Raw genomic sequence first — 21,680 nt, forward strand, 5'->3', positions numbered from 1 at the left:
CACCGGCATGCTCTTTCCGCTCGTGTGTCCGCCCTCGATTCCCCTGTGGCAAGTCGCCGCGGGCATCTCCTTCGGCGTCGTCGTGGGTAAGGAGATTTTTGGCGGCACCGGCATGAACGTCTTGAACCCCGCCTTGACCGCACGCGCCTTCCTGTATTTCTCCTATCCGGTACAGATTTCCGGCGACAAGGTTTGGATCATGCACGAAGCGGGCAACACCGTGGATGGCTTCAGCGGCGCAACCCCGCTCTCGGTCGCGGCTTCCACGCCTCCGGGTCAAACCGCCACGGACGTCATGGCCAACTTCTCCTACATGGCCTATGACGTGAAGAGCATGTTCATCGGGTTGATCCCGGGAAGCATCGGCGAGACATCCGCACTGATGTGCCTGATCGGGGCCGTCATCCTGATCGCGACGGGCGTCGGTAGCTGGCGCATCATGGTCAGCGTTTTGGTGGGTGCCGCGGTGACCGCATTCGGACTGAACCTGATCGCGGGCGATACCCTGCCAGGCGTCCTGACCGTCACGCCCGTCGAGCACATGGTGATGGGCGGCCTCTTGTTCGGTGCCGTGTTCATGGCCACCGATCCGGTCAGTGCCGCACGCACGACCATGGGTAAATGGATCTACGGCTTCCTGATCGGCATCATGACGATCCTGATCCGTCTGTGGAACCCGGCCTATCCCGAAGGCGTGATGTTGGCCATTTTGTTCATGAACATCTTCGCCCCCTTGATCGACTATTTCGTGGTGAAAAGCAACATCAACAGGAGGTTGAGCCGTGTCGCAAGCTAAACAGGGTGCCGCCTATACCTACATGTTCGCCATGGGCCTGTGTCTGGTTTGCAGCATCGGACTCTCCCTGGCCTACACCTACCTGAAGCCGATCCAGGCCGACAACGTGCGTTTGGACATCGTCCAAAACCTCCTGACCTCGGTCGGTTATACCCAGGACCAGCTCACCAAGATGGCGCCCGACGAAGTTCTGGGCGTTTTCGAAAAGGATTTCCAGGTTCAGATCCTCAACAAGGACAACAAGGAAGCCCAGCGCGACTTCATGGAATCGGAACTGTTGGGTCTCGGTTACCCGCAAGAGACCCTGACCGGCATGGACAAGGGCAGCCTGATGAACCTGTTCAATACAAAGGTTCGCCTGCTCGCGCGTAAAGCGGGTAAAAAACCAGACGATTACGATCCCGGTTACAAAGCGCTTTACATCTACCAGCCTGGCGGTAAGGTAGAGGCATACGTCATTCCGATCATGGGCAACGGCCTGTGGGACATCATCAAGGGATACATCGCACTCGACCTGGATCTGAATACCGTCAAAGGGATCAGTTTCTACGAACACGCCGAAACGCCGGGCCTGGGTGCCCGCATCACCGAAGACTGGTTCAAACAGAACTACGTGGGCAAACACATCCTCGACAACGGCGGCGACCTGATATCGATCACCATCGCCAAGGGCAAGGTGGTCGAAACGGTCCCCGATCGGCTGCACGACCACTACGTAGACGGCATCAGCGGTGCCACGCTTACCGGTAAAGGTATCAATGATTTTCTCAAATCCGATCTTTCGAAGTACGAGCCGTACTTCAAGACGCTGAGAAACTAGGAAAGGAGCGGTCATGAGCGTTGCAGAAGCCACGGCAGGCACCCAAGCCAAACAACCTACCGAGCTCTTTGGCAAAAAGGAACGCAAGATTGTCAAAGATCCACTCTGGGACAACAACCCCATCACCCTCCAGGTCCTGGGCATTTGCTCGGCGCTGGCGGTAACGACCAGTCTCAAGCCGACCCTCGTCATGTGCATCGCACTGACGGCGGTTCTGTGCGGTTCGAACGTGATCATCTCGATCATGCGCAATTTCATTCCCAACAAGATCCGAATCATCGTCATGCTGTCGGTCATTTCTTCACTGGTCATCCTGGTCGACCAATTGTTGAAGGCCTTCTCCTACGGCATGAGCAAGGAACTTTCGGTCTTCGTCAGCCTGATCATCACCAACTGCATCGTCATGGGGCGTGCGGAAGCCTTCGCGATGGCCAACAAACCCTGGGCCTCCTTCCTGGACGGCTTGGGCAACTCCCTGGGATACAGCATCATCCTGATCATGGTCGGATTCGGCCGTGAGCTGTTGGGTAGCGGCAAGCTGCTGGGTTTTCAAGTCATTCCCGAAGCGCTCTACCAAATGGGTTACGTGGACGTAGGCTTGATGATCACACCGCCAGGGGCGTTCATTCTGCTTGGATTCATCATCTGGATTCAACGGACATCGTCCAAGCATTTCGAGGATTGAGGGGGAACCAGTGCTCGCTGAATTGTTTAGCATATCTACCAAGGCCATTTTCATTGAGAACATTCTCTTGGCCAACTTCCTGGGAATGTGTTCGTTCCTGGCATGTTCGAAAAAAATCGAGACGGCTATCGGCCTCGGCTTCGCCGTCGTGTTCGTATTGACGGTCACCACACCGGTCAACTGGTTGATCACCGAGTTCCTGCTCAAGGACGGTGCACTGGCCTGGGCCGGTCTGCCGACCGTGGACCTCAGCTTCCTCCAATTGATCTGTTACATCGCGATCATCGCGGCCATGGTTCAGTTGGTCGAAATGATTTTGGACAAGTTCTCACCGACGCTGTACAACGCGCTGGGGATCTTCCTGCCCCTGATCGCGGTGAACTGCGCCATCCTGGGAACCTCCCTGTTCATGAACACCAAGGGTTACGCCTTCGTGGAAAGCACGGTCTACGGATTGACCTCCGGCATCGGCTGGTTGCTGGCCATCGTCGGTATGGCCGCGATCCGCACCAAGCTGCAGTACTCCAGCCTTCCGGCCGGCCTGCGCGGCCTGGGCATCACCATGATCATCACCGGCCTCATGGCGATCGGCTTCATGAGTTTCATCGGGATCAACATCTAGGAGGAATCAGTGTCCATCATTCTACTGAGTATCGTGGTGTTCTCCGTCGTCATCATGACGCTGGTCACCATTTTGAACGTGGCGGAAAAGAAGCTGCTTCCCCAAGGTGAAGTCAAGATCCTGGTCAACAACGACGAGGAAAAGAGTCCCACCGTCTCGCCGGGCGGAACCCTGCTGGGCGCGTTGAGCGGCAGCAAGATCTTCCTGCCCTCGGCCTGTGGCGGCGGCGGCACCTGCGCCATGTGCAAGTGTCAGGTCATGGAAGGCGGCGGCGACATCCTGCCGACCGAGCTGACCCACATCACGCGCAAGGAAGCCCAGGACAACTGGCGCCTGGCCTGTCAGGTCAAGGTCAAGCAGGACATGACGATCAAGGTGCCGGAAGAAGTCTTCAGCATCCAGAAGTTCAACTGCACCGTCCGCTCCAACGACAACGTGGCGACCTTCATCAAGGAGTTCGTGCTCGACCTGGACGACGGCAAGACCCTGGACTTCGATGCCGGCGGTTACATCCAGATCGACATTCCAGCCTACAATGGACTGAAATACAAAGACTTCGCCATCCAAGAGGAGTACCACGAGGATTGGGACAAGTACAACATGTGGCGCTACACCGCCAACAACCCCGAGGATTGCTTCCGCGCCTACTCCATGGCCAACCACCCCGCCGAAGGGAACATGGTCATGCTGAACGTGCGTATCGCGTCACCACCTCCGGGTCGTGACGACATTCCTCCCGGTATCGCTTCGTCCTACATCTTCAGCCTCAAGCCGGGCGACAAGGTCGTCGTCAGTGGTCCCTACGGTGAATTTTTCGCCAAGGAAACCAAACGCGAGATGTGCTACATCGGCGGCGGCGCCGGTATGGCCCCCATGCGCAGCCACTTGTTCGACCTGTTCCACACCAAAGAAACCGATCGCAAGGTCACCTTCTGGTATGGGGCCCGCTCCAAGCGCGAAATGTTCTACGACGACGACTTCAAAGGCATTGCCGAGAAGTTCCCCAACTTCAGTTACAACGTGGGTCTCTCGGATCCCAAACCCGAAGACAATTGGAAAGGGTACACCGGCTTCATCCACCAGGTATTGTTCGACAACTACCTGAAAGATCACGCCGACCCCACCGAAATCGAGTACTACCTGTGCGGTCCGCCGATGATGATCTCGGCCGTCCAGAACATGCTCTACGATTTGGGCGTCGAGAAAGAAATGATCGCCTTCGACGAGTTCTAAACCCATGATTTCATCGTCACTTCCGAAGCACCGGGCCTTTCCGGTGCTTCTTTTTTTTAGCGCGCTCCTTCTCACCTGGTCCTGCGGCAAGCAACCTTCGGAACACGCCATCCAAGGTGCGACCATGGGAACCACCTACTCCGTCAAGGTGGTCAGCGATTCGCCGGTCGACGTTCTGGCACTGCAAGCCGAGATCCAAGCGGTGGTGGATCGCATCAACGGGTTGATGTCCAATTGGGTGGAGACGAGTGATTTGTCGCGATTCAATCGCCATCAGGACACCACCTCGCTGGAAATCGACCCGGAAACGGCTGGCGTGATTCGCCTGGCGCTGAACCTGGCCCAGGAAACCAGCGGAAGCTTCGACCCTACCGTCAGCCCTCTGATCGAGCTGTGGGGGTTTGGTACGAAAAAGCGCGAAGGCTTCCCCGAAGCTTCGGAAGTCGAACGCATACGCGAGTTGTACGGTTGGGAGAAGTTGGTGCTCGAAGGAAACCAATTGCGCAAGACCCAGCCCACCCTGAATCTCAACCTGGGCGCCATCGCCAAGGGCTACGCGGTCGACGCGGTGGCCGATCACCTAGCGGGGCTTGGCTTCCAACGCTACATGGTCGAGATCGGCGGCGAGGTGCGCACCTCGGGCTCGAGCGCCCGCGGCGTCCCCTGGCGAATCGGCATCGAAGACCCACGCAGTGACGGCTCTCGGAAGATCTACAAAGTGGCGAATCTCAGCGGCAAGGCCATGGCCACCTCGGGCGATTACCGGATTTTCTTCACGCACGAGGGTCAGGTCTTCAGCCACATCCTCGACCCCCGCAGCGGCTATCCGATTCCGCGACGCACGGCCTCCGTGTCGGTGATCGCCGACGACTGTGCCACTGCCGATGCACTGGCCACGGCGTTCATGATTCCCGAGCCGGCCGCTTGTATCGAGCTCGTGGAGAACCGCCCGGATCTGGAATGTATGATCCTGGAGTACGGCGAAAACGACGAACTGAAGATCAGCAAGAGCAGCGGCTTCGATCGCTACCTGTCATCCCCGGCCCCCTGACAGGCGACAAGCCAGCCGAAACAGCCCGGAGATTTGTTTATAATAAATACATGGATGCTGTCGTTGGGCACCGGGAAAAAGCCAGTCAACTAAGCAACAGAGCAAACCAATTGGGAACGCTAATTCAATACCAGAGAGGTTGGAGAACGCATCATGATCACCTACATAGAAGGAGATCTCTTCCAGTCTCCGGCAAAAGTTCTCGTCAACGCTGTGAATACGGTCGGAGTCATGGGTAAGGGTATCGCTTTGCAATTCAAAAAAAGATATCCAGACATGTTCCGTGATTATCGAGAGCTTTGCGAACGCAAAGATTTCACAATTGGCAAGTTACACCTGCACACACTAGCTGAGAAGTGGATCCTTAACTTTCCGACGAAGACACACTGGCGACGCCCCTCGAAACTGGAGTACATCGAAGAGGGTTTGAAATGCTTCGAAAAAAAATATGCTGAAGCCGGCATAGAAAGCATCGCGTTCCCATTACTTGGATGTGGCAATGGAGAACTCCCCTGGCATGACGTCAAACCCATGATGGAAAAGCATCTGAAAAGGCTGCCCATTCAAGTATTTATCTATCTCTACAAAAACGAAACTCTTCGCCCAGAGCATCGTTGCCCTCACGAAACGAATCACTGGATACATGCTGATCCCAAAGCCATTCCCTTTCAGACGGTATTGGAAGACATCAAATCATCTCTGGAGGCGAATCCAAATTTAAAAACTCTCGAAACAGGAACGAATCTCAAGGCCAGAATTACGGTAAACCAGCAGCGGGAAAAACTACAACTCGAAGCGAAGGAGCGAACTCTGGAAATTGATCGCGAAGATCTACTGGATCTTTGGCACCTCCTTCGCGATAACGACTATCTATATGCCAATCTGGTATCGCAACGCCTCCCGTTCGAGTATCTCATGCCAATTTTTTTGAGACTTCCCTACGTTACATTCACGGAGGTCAAGGATTCTGGAAGAGCCGGAAAAAACCGTGCTCTGTGTTTGGTCCCGGGAGAATCGCAACCCCTGTTAAGAGAAAATGAATTACCTTTGATCAAAGCCAAATAGCATGATTCACGGCCAAAGAAGCGAGATCGAACGATACCTCAAGAAACTGGGAAACGCGCCTTCGCTCGGAAAAGCCAGATCGTGGTGGCCATTTTTCGTTTACCATTTCACTGAGGTTCACAACGCCGCAAGTATACTCAATCAAGGATTCCTCCGCTCTCGGAACGCCTTGACCACCCAGCGACAAACTTTCCGCGATTCAGCAAGTCAGGAAGTTATCTCCCGCACAGAGCACTCTGAAAAAGATTGGGTGCGTCTCTATTTCCGACCAAGGACACCAACCCAATTTCGAAATGAGGGCATCCGCCAACCAGACTCTCTTTACGAGGGAGCTCATTGCCCAATGCCGGTTTTTTTCCTGTTCGATGCCTCGGGTATCATTGGAAAAGAGGGCACGATCATGACCGACGGAAGCGTGGCACGACAACACAAAAAGGGATATGGCCTGACTTTTCTGAAGTCTCTCGACTTCGCTCGCATTTTTCACGACAGCCCTCTCGAGCCAGAAGAGAAAAGCGAAATCGTAAACGCCCGTCATGCGGAGGTATTGGCCGAGGACCCCTTGGACCTCTCGAATCTAAAGTACATCGTATGTCGATCTATGGCTGAACGAGAGACCCTAAACTCGCTGTTGAGCGAAAATGTGCTCGATCGATGGCGACCTCAAGTGGTTATTGATCGACGTGGGGATCTTTTCTTCAAACGCCATTTCTTCATCATAGAGGTCAGCCTGAGTCGATCTCTGATTACCATCCGAGTCTCGCCCGACAATACAGGACCTTTCGATCTACAAATCGTAGTCAAGGATGAGTACGGATATACACAAGTGTTCGAACGGACCAGATTTCAATTCGAGCCCAATCCGTATTCCCTGAGAATCTCGGAGCCTCGAAATGCATATCTGATTTCGATTCATGTGAACGGCTTCTTGGCCTATCGCAGTTTCTTTCAAGAGAGCCCATACCAAGCGAAACCACACAATTTATTGTTTTGATTCCATTCGATGCTCGCGATTCACGAGTGAGTCAAGGCCGAACCACGATCGAAGCCGTCTCGAGGCCGATTTCAGCCCAGCGGGATTTGTACTCCATTTCGGTGCCCAGGTCATAGCGATCGATGCCCTCGAGACATAGCCGTTTGATCATTTCCAACTGGAGTACGTTGCCCAGTCCCAGGCGGCTGTAGTTGTCGAGAAAGCTGAACTGAAGGCCGCGATAGGTCTTGCCCATGACCGCACCGAAAATGTACCCCACATCGCGACCTCCTTTGCACGCCATGATGGCGCGGAGCTGTCCAACCGGGCCGAGCATTTTCAACATTTCCCGATAGAACAGGAACATGCCGCCCTCGTTGACCCCCTGTTCCTGAAGCCCCTTCCAACTGCGGGCCTCGACCTCCATCATGCGCAGAAACAAGGCGTCGGCCGCTTCGGAACTCATGATCCCGTCCCAATGGGTAAAGGTGATGTCCAAATCGGCAACCGCGCGTTGATCGCGGCGCAAATTGTTGCGGAACTTGGAGGTCCGGCGCGCCAAAAAACCGTCGAGCCCGCCCTCGAGCGACGCGATGCGCCGCAACGTCTTGGGTCCGCTAAAGATACCGTAGCGCACGTAGAAAGTGCCGATAAGCCGCTGCCACAATGGGCTTTTCTCGGTCAAGCCGGCCAGAAACAACGCGTCCCAGCGGGGCCCCATACCACGCGCCAACTTGTAGAGCAGATCGACCAACTCACCGATATCGGGTCCGATGAACGGGGAAGCCAAACACCAGCTCGCTTCGAGCGGCATGATCGTGAGACCCATGCCCGGAATTCGATAGAGAATCAAACCGAGAAAACCTCGATCGGTGCGCATCACCAGGGATCGCGCGTCCGGGTAAAAGGCTTCGACGGCAGACAATCCCCAAATACTGGAAGAACAAAACACATCGATCCCCGGTGTGGCCAAAGCCAGGGTGTCGTATTCTCGGGAACAACCTCTCAGTTCCTCAAATGAAAGTTTCTTTTCCATGGTGGACAGGGGGCGAATGGTCCGATCCTCTTTCAAACCAACCCATTCCTCTAAATATGAGTACGCTTTATTCCATAGAATTCGGAGCACGACCTCTCACGGAGGTTCAACATCATTCAGATCGCCACCATCTGGTGGCCCTGCGAAGACACATCCCAAAACAGGGTTCGCGAACGGGAAGTAACCGAAAAGACAATCCCACGTGGGGGCATCAATCCTCCGCGAATTCAGACATCTTCTCGAGGAACGTCCGCAATTGCTGAATCGCTTCCACAAACTCGTACTCGAGGATATCGGCGATCATGGTCATATCGCCACTTTCCTGAGCCTCGTTCAATTCGCGCGATTTTTCGTTCAGCTCCTCGAGAAAGCCGGTGAACTCTTCCCGGAGCTCAGCCGGAAGATTGTCCTGCTGAAGAAAGGTCCCAAAAAGCTCTAAAATGGTACGCAGTCCGCTGACACCGTCTGACAAGGACTGATGATCGCCAGGATTGCCCTGGACGCGAATCTTCTCCGAGAGTTCCTGAAATCCGCTCTCGAGCCGTTGCAGGTACTCGCCCGAATCGCTGATGATCTGGGACACCGAACGAGAGGGCTCTTCCTGAACCAGCCACACACCGATGACGCCACCCTCGGCCGTGACAGCTTTGAGTGCTTCCTCGTTCAACGGCTCGATATATCGCTCTCCCACCGACACGCGACCGATGGTTTGGGTAGGAGACCATCCGTCTTTTTGGGCTTTGAGGAGTATATCGAATACGGAATCCGATTCGGAGGACTCGACCTCAATGTGTTCGCCACCATCTATTACAATTGTTGCCATCGCGATCCTCACCGATCCAGCATTGGGGAAAAAATTTCCGGGAAAAGATTACTGAAATCATGTCACAAACCATCCCGAATAGCCAGCGCTACCCATAACCCCTTTATTTTCAACAAAACCACCCTTGACTCAGATTGGCTCATCGCTTGCTCCCGGCCCCTTGTGAAAGGTCAAACGGACGCAACACGCGCGAGATTCGAGACGGACGGCAGGCGCCACCGCATGGAGTCGCCACCACCGCCGAACGTCGACTCGGTGTCCGGAAGGCTCGATCCCGGTTTTCACCCACAAGGAGGCTTCACCATGGTGGCCATTTCCAGTTTCTTCGGTGCAGACAATGCCCTACTTCGACTCCAGAGTTCGGAACGAAACATCAATCGATCATTGGAACGCCTCTCTTCCGGCGAGCGCATTCTCGAAGCCGCCGACGACCGATTGGATCTACAGATCGCCAACAACCTCAGATCCGAGATCCGATCCTATTCCGTATTGAAACGGGATCACTTCGACAGCATGAACTTCATTCAGGTCGCGGATGGTCACCTCGAGGAAATGTCGAACGTATTGACCCGGATCACCGAGCTGGCCACCGAAGCGGCATCCGGTACGACCGGCCCCGACAACTCCAACGCCAAGCTGGCTTTGGATGCCGAGTTCCAATCGCTGCTGGAAGACATCGATCAAATCAACGATGAAGTTCGCTTCAGCAACGTGACGGTCTTCGGCTCGGCCGGCACGACCATGAGAGTGAACCTGACGATCGATGCCGCCGATCCCACCGAGACCCTGATCGTCACCACTTCCACCATCAGCACCACGGCACTTGGCCTGGCCATGGGCGACCTGACCACGGAACTCACGGCCGGCAACGCGCTGACCGCGGCAAAGGCGGCCATCGAGCAGGTCAATCGCCAACGGGGCAGATTGGGCGCGATGGCCGTGCGCATCAACGAGAACATGGACTTTATCGACGAACGGATCATCAACATGCAGGATCAGGAATCGCTGATTCGCGATACCGATATCGCCGAAGAGACGGTCGCTCTGACCAAGTTCCAAATTCTCAACCAATCGAACGTCTCGGTGATGGCCCAGGCCAATCTAAATGTCAACCAAGTGCTGTCACTGCTGGGTTAGCGGCTCCTACGAACCGCTCTCGAGTGCCGCTGGCCCGAATCCGGAGAACAAGACCCCGAAAAGCGATGGGATCCATATATATGTAAGGTATGGATTCGAGCCCAGGCGGCACGCGACGATCTCGTGGCGAAGAGAGCCTCCACCAGAGTCGACTCACTGAATTTGTGGAACCCATCTCGCCCAGAGTCGTTCGAACAAATCACGGGAAGTCTCAGACAGCCCTTCACTTTCCACTTACCTTTGGATTTCAAAAAGTTCCTCGACCCGGAGTTTCGGTGTGATTCACGTCAACCCACAAACCTATTCGCGCTTTCCCCGCTCGACCGACTTTTCCACCAAGCGCACCAAGGGTCATTCGCCGACCCCGACCAAGGTCCCACCGGAACGCCCCGAACCGCCCGCATCTCCCAAGAACAGAAATCGGAGGAAAGCGCAATCCGACGAGTTCTCCGGGAGCCGGCGCATGCTTGGCGATCTGGTGGTTCGTCTGAACGCGAAATTGACCGACCGAGACCATCGCGTCGATTTTCAACTGAACTCCGAAACAAAACGGCCCCATATCGTGATGACCGAACCGGAGAACGACGAGGTCCTGGGAAAATTTCACTCAGACGAAGTGCTGGAACTGGAACGCAGTCTCCACGACCTGGCGGGCTTTCGTCTGAGTATCACCGCCTGATCACGAAGTCACGAAACCCGTAAGGCTGCAAAGCCATGTTCCCTCACCGTTTCGATGACCGCCGGGCACGGTTCGCCACGAGAGGGCGGCCCTTTTTACCTGCGCCGCATATGCGACAAGCCGCCAGCCGTGCCCTGCGCGAGAAAAAAGTGAGATAGCGCACACACCCTAACTCGGCGATTACCAGCCGAATCCATCCGATTCTCGAACACCCCGTTCATCCTGTTCCGGATCGTGTATGGTGTGTTCGGTTTTTCGGGTAGCCGATTTCGGCGAGGTTGTTCGGGGAACTGTACAGGGTTCCCGCGAAACGAACAAAAGTTGGCATCCAGACCCGCTTGAAACGGCGAAACTCCGCCTGGAGCACGGCTTTTCGAAGTTGGCACGTGGATCGCAATATGAGTTTCCCATCAAGCGAGTTCAATCGCAAAACACATCTTAGGAGAGATCGACATGACCAATTATGCTTATATCGAGTGCCCCATCGCAGGTGAGTCCCCCGACGCTGGCTTCGAAGGCCAGATCCGTGTTCACGAAATGAGCGTCAGCTCCGCCCTGCCCGTTTCCGAACTGGACAACAACATCAAAGGCCGTCGTACCCGTCAGCCTTTCATCTTCCGCGCCGAAACCGGCAAGCACACCCCCGGTTTCTACCAGCACCTGTTCAACAACCTGGAAATGGCCGATCTCACCGTGCACATGGTGAAGCCCGACATCAAGGGTGACCAGTTCGAGTACTTCACCATCAAGTTCAAGGAACTCAAAGTTATCAAAGTGGGCTCCTACAAAATGCACGTTCACGCGCCCCATTCCGGCAACTACGTGGACGAAGACGAAATCGCCCTGGTATACGGCGAAGTCACCTACTGCTACAACGAAGACGGCATCGAAGTAATGGACCGTCACGACAACAAGTAATTCGACCCGGCACGGTCGCGGCAGGATTAACCTGACCGGATCGCCTTAACAAAGCACCGGGAGTATTATCTGAGGCGCTATGCTTCACCCGGTTTCGATTCTTATGACGAGAGCCCCCACCTTGGGGGCTCTCCTTATTTATGGGCTCGGGTTTTCCCGATCGGCCGAGCGAGCGGCGCCCCCTCTCACCCCATGGGTTAAAAAAACGGCATTTCTGGTCTATATTAAAGTGCCTGGGACCGGAGCGTCCCACTTAGACGTGGCAGCAGAGGGGCACTTTGATCAAACGCAAGTTGACGAGAGAAGTCCGTATCGGATCGAGGACCATCGGCGGCGATACGCCGATCGCGGTCCAGTCCATGATCGTGGAAGACACGAGCGACGTGAAGAGCTGCGTCGAGGCCATCATCCGTTTGGACGAGGCCGGTTGCGAGATCGTACGGGTCACGACCCCCAACCTCAAGGACGCACACCACCTGGCCGAGATCCGCGCGGCGCTGAAAGCGCGCGGCCACGGTCAGATCCCGTTGGTGGCCGACATCCATCACAACGGTTACAAAATCGCGCGCGAGGTCTCGCGCCACGTCGACAAGATCCGCATCAATCCCGGCCTGTTCGTGTTCAAACGACGCCTGCCCGATCAGGAATACACGGAAGCCGAGATCCGCGAAGAACGCGAAAAGATCCACGAACAGATGACCGAGGTCATCAAGGCCTGCAAAAACAATGGGACCGCCATGCGCATCGGCGTCAACCACGGTTCGCTTTCCGAACGCATGATGTTCATCCACGGGGATACACCCGAGGGCATGGTCGAAAGCGCCTTGGAGTTCATCGACATTTGCGAATCGGAGGGTTTCTACGACATCGTGGTCTCCCTCAAAGCTTCGCGCGTGCCGATCATGTTGGCGGCCAACCGCTTGATTTCGGAGCGCTTCGCCGAGCGCATCAACGCCTATCCGCTCCACCTGGGCGTCACCGAGGCGGGCGACGGTCAATACGCCCGCATCAAGTCCACCGTGGGTATCGGTACCCTCCTGGCCGAAGGCATCGGCGATACGATTCGCGTGTCTTTGGCGGAGGATCCGCTGGAAGAAATTCCGGTCTGTTACGACATCCTCCAAGCCCTGGGCCTGCGCAAGACCAAGGTCGAATTCATCGCCTGCCCCTCCTGTGGTCGCACCAAGTTCAATTTGACGGAAGTCGTGCCCAAGGTGCGCGCGGCGACCGAGCACCTGGTGGGCCTGGACATCGCGATCATGGGCTGCATCGTCAACGGTCCCGGTGAGATGGCCGACGCGGATTACGGCTACGTCGGCAAGGGACTGGGCCGCATATCGATCTACCGCGGGCACGAGGAAGTGCTGAAAAACGTGCCAGAGGACGACGGGATCGCGCACCTGATCGCGCTGATAAAAGAAGACGGTCGCTGGGAAGAACCACCGGCAACCAAAAAGGTGGCCAATCTTTGATCTTTTGCCAAATGTGCCTGACCCAAAACCCCGATGATAGCGAATCCTGTAAAAAGTGCGGCAGTAAATTGCTGGTCGTGGGCGGCAATCAACAATGGGACGAGCCCGACCTTCCGCGCCTCTCGATCGAAGATCACTTTCTCGAGCGCATCAGCAGCCTGGAAGAATCGGTCAATAATTTGATGGATCACGTGGGTCGCCTGTCGGAATCTTTCGATATCCTCGACCGCAACTCCTTCGTGACACGGGCGGGGCTTTCGGCCCTGATCGATACCTTGCGCGAGTCCAAACTGCTGCGGGAGGACCTGCTGTACCAACGGTGGGAATCCACCATGGCGGAGCAAATGGAGGAAGCGCGCCACCGCGAACGCTTCGCCCACATGAAAAGCCGTTTCGTGGCGCTGTTCCGCGGGGAGCCGGGCAAGCGAGCCAACTTCCAGAAATTGATCGAGGAAGCGGAGCTGCTGATTTTCTCCGATCGCTTCCAGGACAGCGCGGATGTGCTGATCAAGGCGCTCGCCTTGGACGAGCGCAACTACGAGCTGGCGTTCTACCTCGCGGAATTCTACAACCAACAGGGAAAGAGTCACGAGACGATCCAATACCTGGAGACGGTTCTGGCGGCCAAACCGGATCACGCGGGCGCGCTGCTGATGCTGGGTTTGCACAACTACAGCGAGAACCAGGTAGAGGCCGCCAAGCAACAGCTCAGCGAATGCCTGCAGATCAACAAATCCCATCCCGTGGCCTTGCTGAGCCTGGCCGCCATTCTCGTGGGCGAAGAGAAGTACGACGAGGCGGTCCCCCTGCTGCAACGATGTAACGAGCTGGAGCCCCAGGCCCAGAGTTACTACCTGATGGGATTGATCTCCAAGGAGAAGGGCCGGCTGAAAGAGGCCATCGACTACCTTTCGCAAGCCACCGAATTGGATCCGGAACACGAGCAGGCAGTCTTTACCCTCGGCATGGTCTATCTGGAGCGAGGCTGGACCCGCAAGGCCCGCGCCTGCTTTTCCAAGGCGATGGAACTCAACCCCAATCGCCTGGAATACCAGGAGGAGGCACCGCTCGACACACCCATGCTGGAATCGGGTGCGGCGGAATTGACCGGCGACAGCCTGGAATTGCTGCAATTCGCCGAGGACCTGGTGCGCAAGGGCAAGTTGAAGCAGGCGTTGCCCCACTACCGCCAATTGATCAAGGAACATTCGGACGTGTACGCGCTGCTGATCAGTTACGCGGTCTTGACCTTCTCCCTCAAACGCTACGAAGAAACCGTCAAGGTGATCCGCAAGGCGATGTCCCTCGAAATGCCGGACATGGCCAGATGTATGGCCTACACGCTGGAGATGGAGTCCTTTCGTACCCTAGGTCGTTTCGACGAGGCGATCGAGTCCCTGACCGAAATGGCCCACACCTTCCCGACCGGATACGGCCGAGCGATCGCCAACTACGGCCTCGCGCTGACCAAGGCCGATTTGGGCCTGGATCTGCGCGAAGCGGAGCAGCTCGCCGGCGAGGCCCTGGAGCTGAGCCCACCCGAGTTCCGCCACAACGCGCTGGATGCCCTGGGTTGGGTCTACTTCAAGCAGGGCCGTTTCGAGGAATCGCTGGAGTTGCTGGAGAACGCGCTTTCCATGCAGGAAACCCTCAAACACCTGTACCATTACGGCATGGTACTGCTGGCCCTGAACCTTCAGGAAGAGGCATTCAAAGTATTCGAACGAGCGGCCAAACTCCGGCCTCAGAGCAACCCGATCGAGGACTTCGTCTTCCCCTCCCTGGGGTTCGAAATCGGCACCGAGCCCGGCAGCGAGGTGTTCTGACCGGAGCCACGCGGGTCGTACCGCCCGGCATCACCACCAAACCCGACCGGGCCGGTGGTTCGATGCCGGACGCCAGGAGCGATGATGGCAAATATCGCGGAGTCGTTGCGCAAGCAACTTGAAGAGTTACCGATTTCCCCCGGGGTCTACCTGTTTTCCGACGCCAAGAGCAAATTGCTCTACGTGGGCAAGGCACGCAACCTGCGGGCCCGGGTGCGCAGCTATTTTCAAAACACGCCGAAAGGCCCGCGTATCGAACGCATGGTCGCCAAGATCGCCAAGCTCGAAATCGTCATCACGCGTACCGAAGCCGAGGCCCTGCTCCTGGAAAACAGCTTCATCAAGAACAACAAGCCGCACTTCAACGTCATGCTGCGCGACGACAAGACCTACCCCTACATCAAGATCACGGATGAACCCTATCCCCGAGTGGTCCTGACGCGACGCCGCAAGAAGGGCAGCGATACCCTGTTCGGCCCCTACCCCAGCGCCCGCGCGGCACGCCAGACGATTCGCTTGATTCACCAACACTTCAAAGTGCGCAGTTGCGACCTGGCCCTGGGCCAGAAATCCTACCGCCCCTGCCTGCAGTACCACATCAAGCGTTGCGAGGCACCGTGCGACTTTCGCGTCGCCGAAGGGGAATACCAGAAAGGTGTCGATCGGGCGGCCTTGTTCCTCGCCGGCAAGCAGGACGACCTGATCCAGGAGATCTCCAACCAGATGCAGGCGGCAGCGGCTGATTTGGCTTTCGAACGAGCCGCCTACTTCCGCGACCTGCTCGGCCTGGTGACGAGGGTCCAAAATCCGCAAAAGGTCACCAGCCTGCAGTACCAGCGTCTGGACGTGGTGACCACCAGCGCCGACGGATGGAAGGGCGTGGTCCTGATCATGGCGATCCGGGCCGGTTCCATCGTGCGCTCTTCCCAATTCAAGGTGGAGTGGGAAGACGATCCACATTCCGATTTGGGGAAATGGCTGACCCATTATTATTTGAATCACGAGGACCCGCCCGACGAATTGGTGGTGCCGGAAGGCGCCGGATTGGAACTGCTCTCCCAAGCCTTCTCGGAAACGCGAGGACGCAAGCTCCAGGTCACCGTTCCCCAGCGCGGCACCAAGAAGCGACTGCTCGCCATGGCCGACGAAACCATTCGCGCCAACCTGGAATTGCAGGCGGCCGAACACGAAGAACATCCGGGCGTGGTGCAGTTGGCGGATGTGCTGAGTCTGCACGCCCTCCCCAAACGTATGGAATGTTTCGACATATCCAACACCCAGGGTACGCTTTCGGTAGCCTCGATGGTCTCGTTTCTGGACGGCAAACCGGACAAGAAAAATTACCGGAAGTTCAACATCAAGACGGTGGAAGGGCCCAACGATTTCGCCTCGATGGCGGAAGTGGTGGGGCGCCGCTACCGTCGCCTGCTGGACGAGGGCAAGGCATTGCCGGATCTGATCATCGTCGACGGCGGCCTGGGCCAACTGCACGCGGCCCACGAAGTCCTGTGCGACCTGGGACTTGGCGACCATCCCCTGATCGGGCTGGCCAAACGCGAAGAATGGGTCTATCGCACCGCGGACAACGAACCGATCATCATTCCCCATCACGAACCCGCACTGCGCATGTTGCAACACATCCGCAACGAGGCACACCGCTTCGGCATCACCTTCCACCGCAGCAAGCGCGCCAAGAACATGGTCAAATCCGCGCTGGAAGAAATTCCCGGCCTCGGCCCCGCGAGAATCAAAAAGCTCTTGAATCACTTCGGCAGCGTAAAACGCATCCGCGACGCGGATCCTCAGCAACTATCCCAGGTCGTGGGTCCGAAAATCGCCGAGAATATTCGCCAAGTGCTCAAGTAGGGGCGCTCGAAACCGATGGGTGAGCCAACGGCGAAACGACATTCGAGGGACCGCCAGCCGGGACGAAAATTCCCGCGATTCGGCCCTCTGCAAATTGGGATCCGAGTTAGAATAAGCATGGTGCGGGAATACGCTCTGCTATGGGAGGATCGGCCTCGGGCTGATATACTTTGGTAGCTGTTTTCAAAAACGAGGTATGTTGATGAAGCTTTTGTTTCGTGTGGGTCTCTTGATGTGCGCCCTGATATCGCTGGGATGCAAAGACGAGGATACCGAAAAGGCAAAAAAACTCTACGACCGCGCCGACCTGTATGCGGAACGCCGCGAATTCCGCCAGGCCATCGAAATCCTGCAACGCATTCAGATCGATTACAGCGAAACCTCCTACGCCAAGAAGGCCGAGAACGAGATCGAAGAATTGCAGCGCGTGCAAAATATGTTGATCGACAATGAGCGCGACTCGATCCACTCCAACTTCCAGCGGATCCACCGTGCCCTGGAACACTACAAAGTTCGCTTTCTCGCCTACCCGCTTACGCCGGAAGATCTCAAGAAGCTTCCGCCGGTGGTCACCCCGGAATGGGAAGATCCCTGGGGCAACCCCATCCACTACAAGCCCACCTACAGTTCTGCGCGGATCCCCAAGCGCGCACCCGACGGTTACGTTCTGGCCACGTTCGGCAAAGACGGCCTTCCCGGTGGGGTCGGTCAAGACCAGGATCGCTATTTTTCCAACAACAAGGAAGTGGACAACATTCTCGACGGCAAGTAGCGCCACCGCATTTACGGGGAACCTCGCCTTCGGCACGGCCGATCGCGGGGTTCTTCTCGTTTCAGGCCATCGATACCCAGATCCTTTTCTCCAACCGCTTCTCTCTTTTCAAGGATGATTTCGTGAACATCAAAAACGCCGTTCTCAAGCAGCTCGATTCGGTCGTCCACTCTTTCAAGACCGTCGAAGAAAAAATGGCCGATCCGCACATCGTCGCCGATGCCAACCAGTACAGCAAACTGGCGAAGCAGTATCGGGACATGGCACCGATCATCGAGGCCTACAACCGATACCGGGGGGCGTCGGACGAAATCGAGGAGTACGAGTCCCTATTGGCCGGTAAAGACGAAGATCCGGAGCTGGTGGAACTGGCCCGCGAGGGTCTGCCCGCCGCGAAAGAGACCGCGGAAGAGACCTTTTTGGAGCTGCAACGCCTGCTCCTGCCCAAAGATCCGCTGGACGGCAAGAACATCATCTTGGAAATTCGGGCCGGTACGGGCGGTGAAGAGGCCGGCCTGTTCGCCGCCGAAATGTTTCGAGCCTACAGTCGATTCGCGGAAACCAATGGCTGGAAGGTCAATGTTTCCAGCATCAACGAAACCGGCATCGGTGGGGTCAAGGAGGTCAGCGCGGTCATCGAAGGTTCTGATGTCTATTCGAAGATGAAGTACGAATCCGGAACCCACCGCGTCCAGCGCGTTCCCCAAACCGAAACGCAGGGCCGGGTCCACACCTCGGCGATCACGGTCGCCATCATGCCGGAAGCCGAAGACGTGGATGTCGAAATCAAGGAAAGTGACCTGCGCATCGACCGTTTCCGCAGCTCCGGCGCGGGCGGACAGCACGTCAACACCACCGATTCGGCGGTACGCATCACCCACAACCCGACCGGTGTGGTGGTCTCCTGCCAGGACGAGCGCAGCCAAATCAAGAACCGCGAGAAGGCGATGCGCATCCTGCGTGCCCATCTCTACGACCTCAAGCTGCGCGAGCAGCAAGACAAGGTCGCGGCCGATCGCAGGAGCATGGTCGGCAGTGGAGATCGATCCGAAAAGATCCGCACCTACAACTTTCCCCAGGGGCGCGTCACCGATCACCGCATCAAGGTCACACTCTACCAACTGGACCATTTCATGAACGGGCAGATGAAGGAAATGATCGAGGCCTGCCGCTCCTCCTTCGAGGCGGAACGCATCAAGGAAGAGTTCGGTCAGGCCTGATGGAAGTCGATCGTTTCATCGCGGAACAGGTGGCGGGATTCGCCAAGGACGATCGCGCCACCTCTCGGCGCCTTTTGCGCCAATTGATCGCGGAACGCCTGGGCCTCCCGGAGAGCCACCTGCTCTCCCACCCGGAGCGGGAATTGCCGGCGGAGTTGGTCAGCGACCTGCGAGAAGAGGTGCAGCGGCTTCAGGCGGGTCAACCCTGGGCCTACAGTTTCGGGCACGTTCCCTTTCTCGAGGATTCCTTTCGCATCGACCGCCGCGCCCTGGTTCCCAGGCCCGAAACCGAAGAGCTGACGCGACTGTTCATCGAGCGCCACCGCACGAAGCCACCCACGACCATTTTGGACATGTGCTGCGGTAGCGGGGTGATCGGCCTCAGCCTGGCCCGCGCATTCCCCCGCTCTCGGGTCTGGCTGACGGACCTTTCCCAGGAAGCCCTGAGCCTGGGCCGCGAGAACGCGGCGTCGTTGGCACTGCAGGACCGGGTGACCTTCCTCCAAGGAGACCTGTGGGAGGCGGTTCGTCGAGGCGTTCACGCAACGCTGCGGTTCGATCTCGTCATCGCCAATCCGCCCTACGTGGCCGAGAACGACACCTTGGACGACAGCGTGATCGCGTTCGAACCACCGCTCGCCCTCTTCAGCGAAGACGATGGTCAGAAACATATCAAAATCATTTTGAAGGATTTATACCGGTTTCTCGCCGTCCCGGGTCGCGCAGGCTTCGAGTTGGGCCACTACCATCACCAGACTTTGACAAATTTTCTTCAACAAAATTTTGACACGGGCGATTACAATTGGGAGCTCGATCAGCACGGCGTGCCGCGCTTTCTGGTGTTCGACCGGGGCGCGAAGGGGCATGCCGAATGATCGACCCAAACCGGGAGCCGTCCAGCCGCAGCGCGGCGACTTCATTCGGGCTTCATACTTTTTTCATACCCAAAGATCACACTTGGCCACATCAGCCTGAGCGCCGCCGGTTCTCCCGTAAGATCGCATTCTATGGCGACCCTCCTCGGGTAAAGATCGGGACCTTCAGCAGCATGCCTCGGCGCAGAGACGGCTAGAACACTTTTTTTGGGAAAGGAACATAAGCACTATGGATAAACTCGTGATTATCGGAAACGGACCCCTCGAAGGCGAAGTCCGCATCAGCGGCGCGAAAAATGCGGCACTGCCCAGTCTGGCCGCGAGTATTTTGACGGCCGACACCCTTCACCTCACCAACCTTCCCATGGTCCGCGATATTCACACCATGTGCAGCCTGCTCCAAGAGATGGGCCTGAACGTCGTCTTGGGCGACGAGGAGGTCTCCCTCTTCGGCGGCTCCATCAATTCCCACATCGCCCCCTACCAACTGGTCAAAACCATGCGAGCCTCGATTCTCGTGCTCGGCCCGCTGCTGGCCAGGTTGGGCGAGGCCCAGGTCAGCCTGCCCGGTGGATGCGCCATCGGTGCCCGCCCCGTCGACCTGCACCTTTCCGCTCTCGAAAAAATGGGTGCCGAGATCAAGCTGGAGCACGGGTACATCGACGCCAAAGCCAAACGCCTCAAAGGTGCGGAAATCTTTTTCGAGAAAGTCACGGTCACCGGAACCGAGAACATCATGATGGCGGCCACCCTGGCGGAAGGCACCACGGTTCTGCTGAATGCCGCGAGGGAGCCGGAAGTCGAGGATCTGGCCATCCTGCTCAACGCCATGGGCGCCCGTATCGAAGGTGCAGGAACCGATCGCATCGTCATTCACGGTGTCGACGAACTGCACGGCACCCATCACAGCATCATTCCCGATCGCATCGAAACCGGTACCTACGTTTGCGCCACGGCCGTCACCCGAGGCCGGGTCTCGATCACCAACACCGCCCCCAAATACCTGGGCCGGTTTCTCGAGGCCATGCAGCGCGCGGGCCTGCCGATGGAACTCCACGAGAATCGCATCGAAGTCTTCCCGCACGACGGCCTGCGCCCCTGCGACGTGGAAACCCAACCCCATCCCGGTTTCCCCACCGACATGCAGGCTCAATTCATGGCGACCATGACCCAGGCCAAGGGCGTTTCGACCATTACCGAAACCATTTTCGAGAATCGCTTCAATCACGTTCCCGAGTTGAACCGAATGGGCGCCCACATCCAGATCAATGGAAACACCGCCGTCACCAGCGGCGTCACGCCGCTTTCCGGCGCCCAGGTCATGGCCACCGATCTGCGGGCCAGCGCCTCCCTGGTCATCGCGGCCCTGATCGCCGATCAGGAGACCACCATCGACCGCATTTACCATCTGGACCGCGGGTACTACGACCTGGAGGGCAAACTGCGCAATCTGGGCGCCAAGATTCGCCGTATCAAAAACGGCGATAGCGCCGTCCGCGAAGCGGTCGACGCCCTTTCGGGAAGCTGAATCGATCTACCCCTTGCAACCAAGCCGGCCGTCGTGCCAACCTTTGGCAATCGCTCATCCGGATGCCGAATGACGTAGAACGCACGACAGCCCGCTTCCGGTCGGGCACGATGTCGGCAATCGGAGTCCGGGCCTCGTCGACGAGCTCGAGGCTCGATCCCGCCGAGTTCGGACCTGACGGCCGGTATCGCCGTTCGGGAACGGGCACCGCTCACCACGTCGCGGTTTCCGGACGGGTCCCCATGGACCCCCGCCAGCTTCCGACACCGGTGCTCGGCTCGAT

The 21,680-nt window shown here is 57.1% G+C and carries 20 protein-coding genes (1 of these 20 only partly in view); 18 read left to right on the plus strand and 2 right to left on the minus strand.

The window, feature by feature from the left end; genetic code table 11:
• The 8 genes from J3U87_RS11950 to J3U87_RS11985 all read left to right on the plus strand — a co-directional run.
• A protein-coding gene (locus J3U87_RS11950; protein ID WP_237383267.1) for an NADH:ubiquinone reductase (Na(+)-transporting) subunit B crosses the window boundary here: on the plus strand, positions 1 to 796 show its 3' portion. The gene continues 401 nt to the left of window position 1, outside the view; 796 of the gene's 1,197 nt are visible here — the last part of the coding sequence; its start codon lies off the left edge, out of view; it ends in the stop codon at positions 794 to 796.
• The gene (nqrC, locus tag J3U87_RS11955) at positions 783 to 1,616 is read left to right on the plus strand and encodes an NADH:ubiquinone reductase (Na(+)-transporting) subunit C (protein ID WP_237383268.1); all 834 of its coding nucleotides are present in this window, start codon (positions 783 to 785) and stop codon (positions 1,614 to 1,616) included. Before J3U87_RS11950 ends, nqrC begins: the two co-directional genes overlap by 14 nt.
• Before the next feature lie 13 nt (positions 1,617 to 1,629).
• Positions 1,630 to 2,301, plus strand: a complete 672-nt coding sequence (locus tag J3U87_RS11960) for an NADH:ubiquinone reductase (Na(+)-transporting) subunit D (RefSeq protein ID WP_237383269.1) — start codon at positions 1,630 to 1,632, stop codon at positions 2,299 to 2,301.
• A 22-nt stretch (positions 2,302 to 2,323) separates the two neighbouring features.
• Positions 2,324 to 2,923: an NADH:ubiquinone reductase (Na(+)-transporting) subunit E gene (gene nqrE, locus J3U87_RS11965; RefSeq protein ID WP_237383270.1), complete on the plus strand. Its 600-nt coding sequence runs from the start codon at positions 2,324 to 2,326 to the stop codon at positions 2,921 to 2,923.
• A gap of 9 nt (positions 2,924 to 2,932) precedes the next feature.
• Positions 2,933 to 4,156: an NADH:ubiquinone reductase (Na(+)-transporting) subunit F gene (gene nqrF, locus J3U87_RS11970; protein WP_237383271.1), complete on the plus strand. Its 1,224-nt coding sequence runs from the start codon at positions 2,933 to 2,935 to the stop codon at positions 4,154 to 4,156.
• A gap of 124 nt (positions 4,157 to 4,280) precedes the next feature.
• On the plus strand, positions 4,281 to 5,207 hold the full coding sequence (locus tag J3U87_RS11975; protein ID WP_237383272.1) for an FAD:protein FMN transferase: 927 nt from the start codon (positions 4,281 to 4,283) through the stop codon (positions 5,205 to 5,207).
• A gap of 153 nt (positions 5,208 to 5,360) precedes the next feature.
• Complete coding sequence (locus tag J3U87_RS11980) at positions 5,361 to 6,272, plus strand: macro domain-containing protein (protein WP_237383273.1); 912 nt, start codon at positions 5,361 to 5,363, stop codon at positions 6,270 to 6,272.
• 1 nt (position 6,273) lies between these two features.
• Positions 6,274 to 7,266: a DarT ssDNA thymidine ADP-ribosyltransferase family protein gene (locus tag J3U87_RS11985; protein ID WP_237383274.1), complete on the plus strand. Its 993-nt coding sequence runs from the start codon at positions 6,274 to 6,276 to the stop codon at positions 7,264 to 7,266.
• Positions 7,267 to 7,297: 31 nt separating this feature from the next.
• On the opposite strand, the gene J3U87_RS11990 is transcribed toward J3U87_RS11985, so the two are convergent.
• Both J3U87_RS11990 and J3U87_RS11995 read right to left on the minus strand, forming a co-directional pair.
• Complete coding sequence (locus tag J3U87_RS11990; protein WP_237383275.1) at positions 7,298 to 8,317, minus strand: GNAT family N-acetyltransferase; 1,020 nt, start codon at positions 8,315 to 8,317, stop codon at positions 7,298 to 7,300.
• Between the two features lie 175 nt (positions 8,318 to 8,492).
• A complete protein-coding gene (locus J3U87_RS11995) occupies positions 8,493 to 9,116 on the minus strand; it encodes a hypothetical protein (RefSeq protein WP_237383276.1) in 624 nt (207 codons plus the stop codon).
• A 291-nt stretch (positions 9,117 to 9,407) separates the two neighbouring features.
• Between J3U87_RS11995 and J3U87_RS12000 the strand changes: the two genes are divergently transcribed.
• From J3U87_RS12000 to murA, 10 genes are all read left to right on the plus strand, one after another.
• Entirely contained in the window at positions 9,408 to 10,241 is an 834-nt protein-coding gene (locus J3U87_RS12000; protein WP_237383277.1) for a flagellin, read from the plus strand.
• A gap of 277 nt (positions 10,242 to 10,518) precedes the next feature.
• The gene (locus J3U87_RS12005; RefSeq protein WP_237383278.1) at positions 10,519 to 10,920 is read left to right on the plus strand and encodes a flagellar protein FlaG; all 402 of its coding nucleotides are present in this window, start codon (positions 10,519 to 10,521) and stop codon (positions 10,918 to 10,920) included.
• A 453-nt stretch (positions 10,921 to 11,373) separates the two neighbouring features.
• Positions 11,374 to 11,838, plus strand: coding sequence for a type VI secretion system tube protein TssD (gene tssD, locus J3U87_RS12010; protein WP_237383279.1), 465 nt, complete (start codon positions 11,374 to 11,376; stop codon positions 11,836 to 11,838).
• A 278-nt stretch (positions 11,839 to 12,116) separates the two neighbouring features.
• Complete coding sequence (ispG, locus tag J3U87_RS12015; protein WP_237383280.1) at positions 12,117 to 13,310, plus strand: (E)-4-hydroxy-3-methylbut-2-enyl-diphosphate synthase; 1,194 nt, start codon at positions 12,117 to 12,119, stop codon at positions 13,308 to 13,310.
• Positions 13,307 to 15,136: a tetratricopeptide repeat protein gene (locus J3U87_RS12020; RefSeq protein WP_237383281.1), complete on the plus strand. Its 1,830-nt coding sequence runs from the start codon at positions 13,307 to 13,309 to the stop codon at positions 15,134 to 15,136. Before ispG ends, J3U87_RS12020 begins: the two co-directional genes overlap by 4 nt.
• Positions 15,137 to 15,220: 84 nt before the next feature.
• The gene (gene uvrC, locus J3U87_RS12025; protein WP_237383282.1) at positions 15,221 to 17,002 is read left to right on the plus strand and encodes an excinuclease ABC subunit UvrC; all 1,782 of its coding nucleotides are present in this window, start codon (positions 15,221 to 15,223) and stop codon (positions 17,000 to 17,002) included.
• Positions 17,003 to 17,204: 202 nt separating this feature from the next.
• Positions 17,205 to 17,774, plus strand: a complete 570-nt coding sequence (locus tag J3U87_RS12030) for a type II secretion system protein GspG (RefSeq protein WP_237383283.1) — start codon at positions 17,205 to 17,207, stop codon at positions 17,772 to 17,774.
• A gap of 122 nt (positions 17,775 to 17,896) precedes the next feature.
• Positions 17,897 to 18,994, plus strand: a complete 1,098-nt coding sequence (gene prfA, locus J3U87_RS12035; RefSeq protein WP_237383284.1) for a peptide chain release factor 1 — start codon at positions 17,897 to 17,899, stop codon at positions 18,992 to 18,994.
• Complete coding sequence (prmC, locus tag J3U87_RS12040) at positions 18,994 to 19,869, plus strand: peptide chain release factor N(5)-glutamine methyltransferase (RefSeq protein ID WP_237383285.1); 876 nt, start codon at positions 18,994 to 18,996, stop codon at positions 19,867 to 19,869. Before prfA ends, prmC begins: the two co-directional genes overlap by 1 nt.
• A gap of 229 nt (positions 19,870 to 20,098) precedes the next feature.
• Positions 20,099 to 21,397 (plus strand): UDP-N-acetylglucosamine 1-carboxyvinyltransferase, encoded by a 1,299-nt coding sequence (murA, locus tag J3U87_RS12045; RefSeq protein WP_420038265.1) that lies wholly within the window; start codon positions 20,099 to 20,101, stop codon positions 21,395 to 21,397.
• The last annotated feature ends 283 nt before the right edge of the window (positions 21,398 to 21,680 follow it).

The sequence above is a fragment of the Sulfidibacter corallicola genome (genome assembly GCF_017498545.1).
Taxonomy (GTDB): domain Bacteria; phylum Acidobacteriota; class Holophagae; order Acanthopleuribacterales; family Acanthopleuribacteraceae; genus Sulfidibacter; species Sulfidibacter corallicola.

Bases quoted from the DNA above. Each gene is read 5' to 3' on its own strand.
- J3U87_RS11980 (WP_237383273.1), top strand. From the start codon at position 5,361: ATGATCACCTACATAGAAGGAGATCTCTTCCAGTCTCCGGCAAAAGTT.
- prmC (WP_237383285.1), top strand. From the start codon at position 18,994: ATGGAAGTCGATCGTTTCATCGCGGAACAGGTGGCGGGATTCGCCAAG.
- J3U87_RS11960 (WP_237383269.1), top strand. From the start codon at position 1,630: ATGAGCGTTGCAGAAGCCACGGCAGGCACCCAAGCCAAACAACCTACC.
- uvrC (WP_237383282.1), top strand. From the start codon at position 15,221: ATGGCAAATATCGCGGAGTCGTTGCGCAAGCAACTTGAAGAGTTACCG.
- J3U87_RS12000 (WP_237383277.1), top strand. From the start codon at position 9,408: ATGGTGGCCATTTCCAGTTTCTTCGGTGCAGACAATGCCCTACTTCGA.
- J3U87_RS12030 (WP_237383283.1), top strand. From the start codon at position 17,205: ATGAAGCTTTTGTTTCGTGTGGGTCTCTTGATGTGCGCCCTGATATCG.
- tssD (WP_237383279.1), top strand. From the start codon at position 11,374: ATGACCAATTATGCTTATATCGAGTGCCCCATCGCAGGTGAGTCCCCC.
- murA (WP_420038265.1), top strand. From the start codon at position 20,099: ATGGATAAACTCGTGATTATCGGAAACGGACCCCTCGAAGGCGAAGTC.
- J3U87_RS11985 (WP_237383274.1), top strand. From the start codon at position 6,274: ATGATTCACGGCCAAAGAAGCGAGATCGAACGATACCTCAAGAAACTG.
- J3U87_RS11975 (WP_237383272.1), top strand. From the start codon at position 4,281: ATGGGAACCACCTACTCCGTCAAGGTGGTCAGCGATTCGCCGGTCGAC.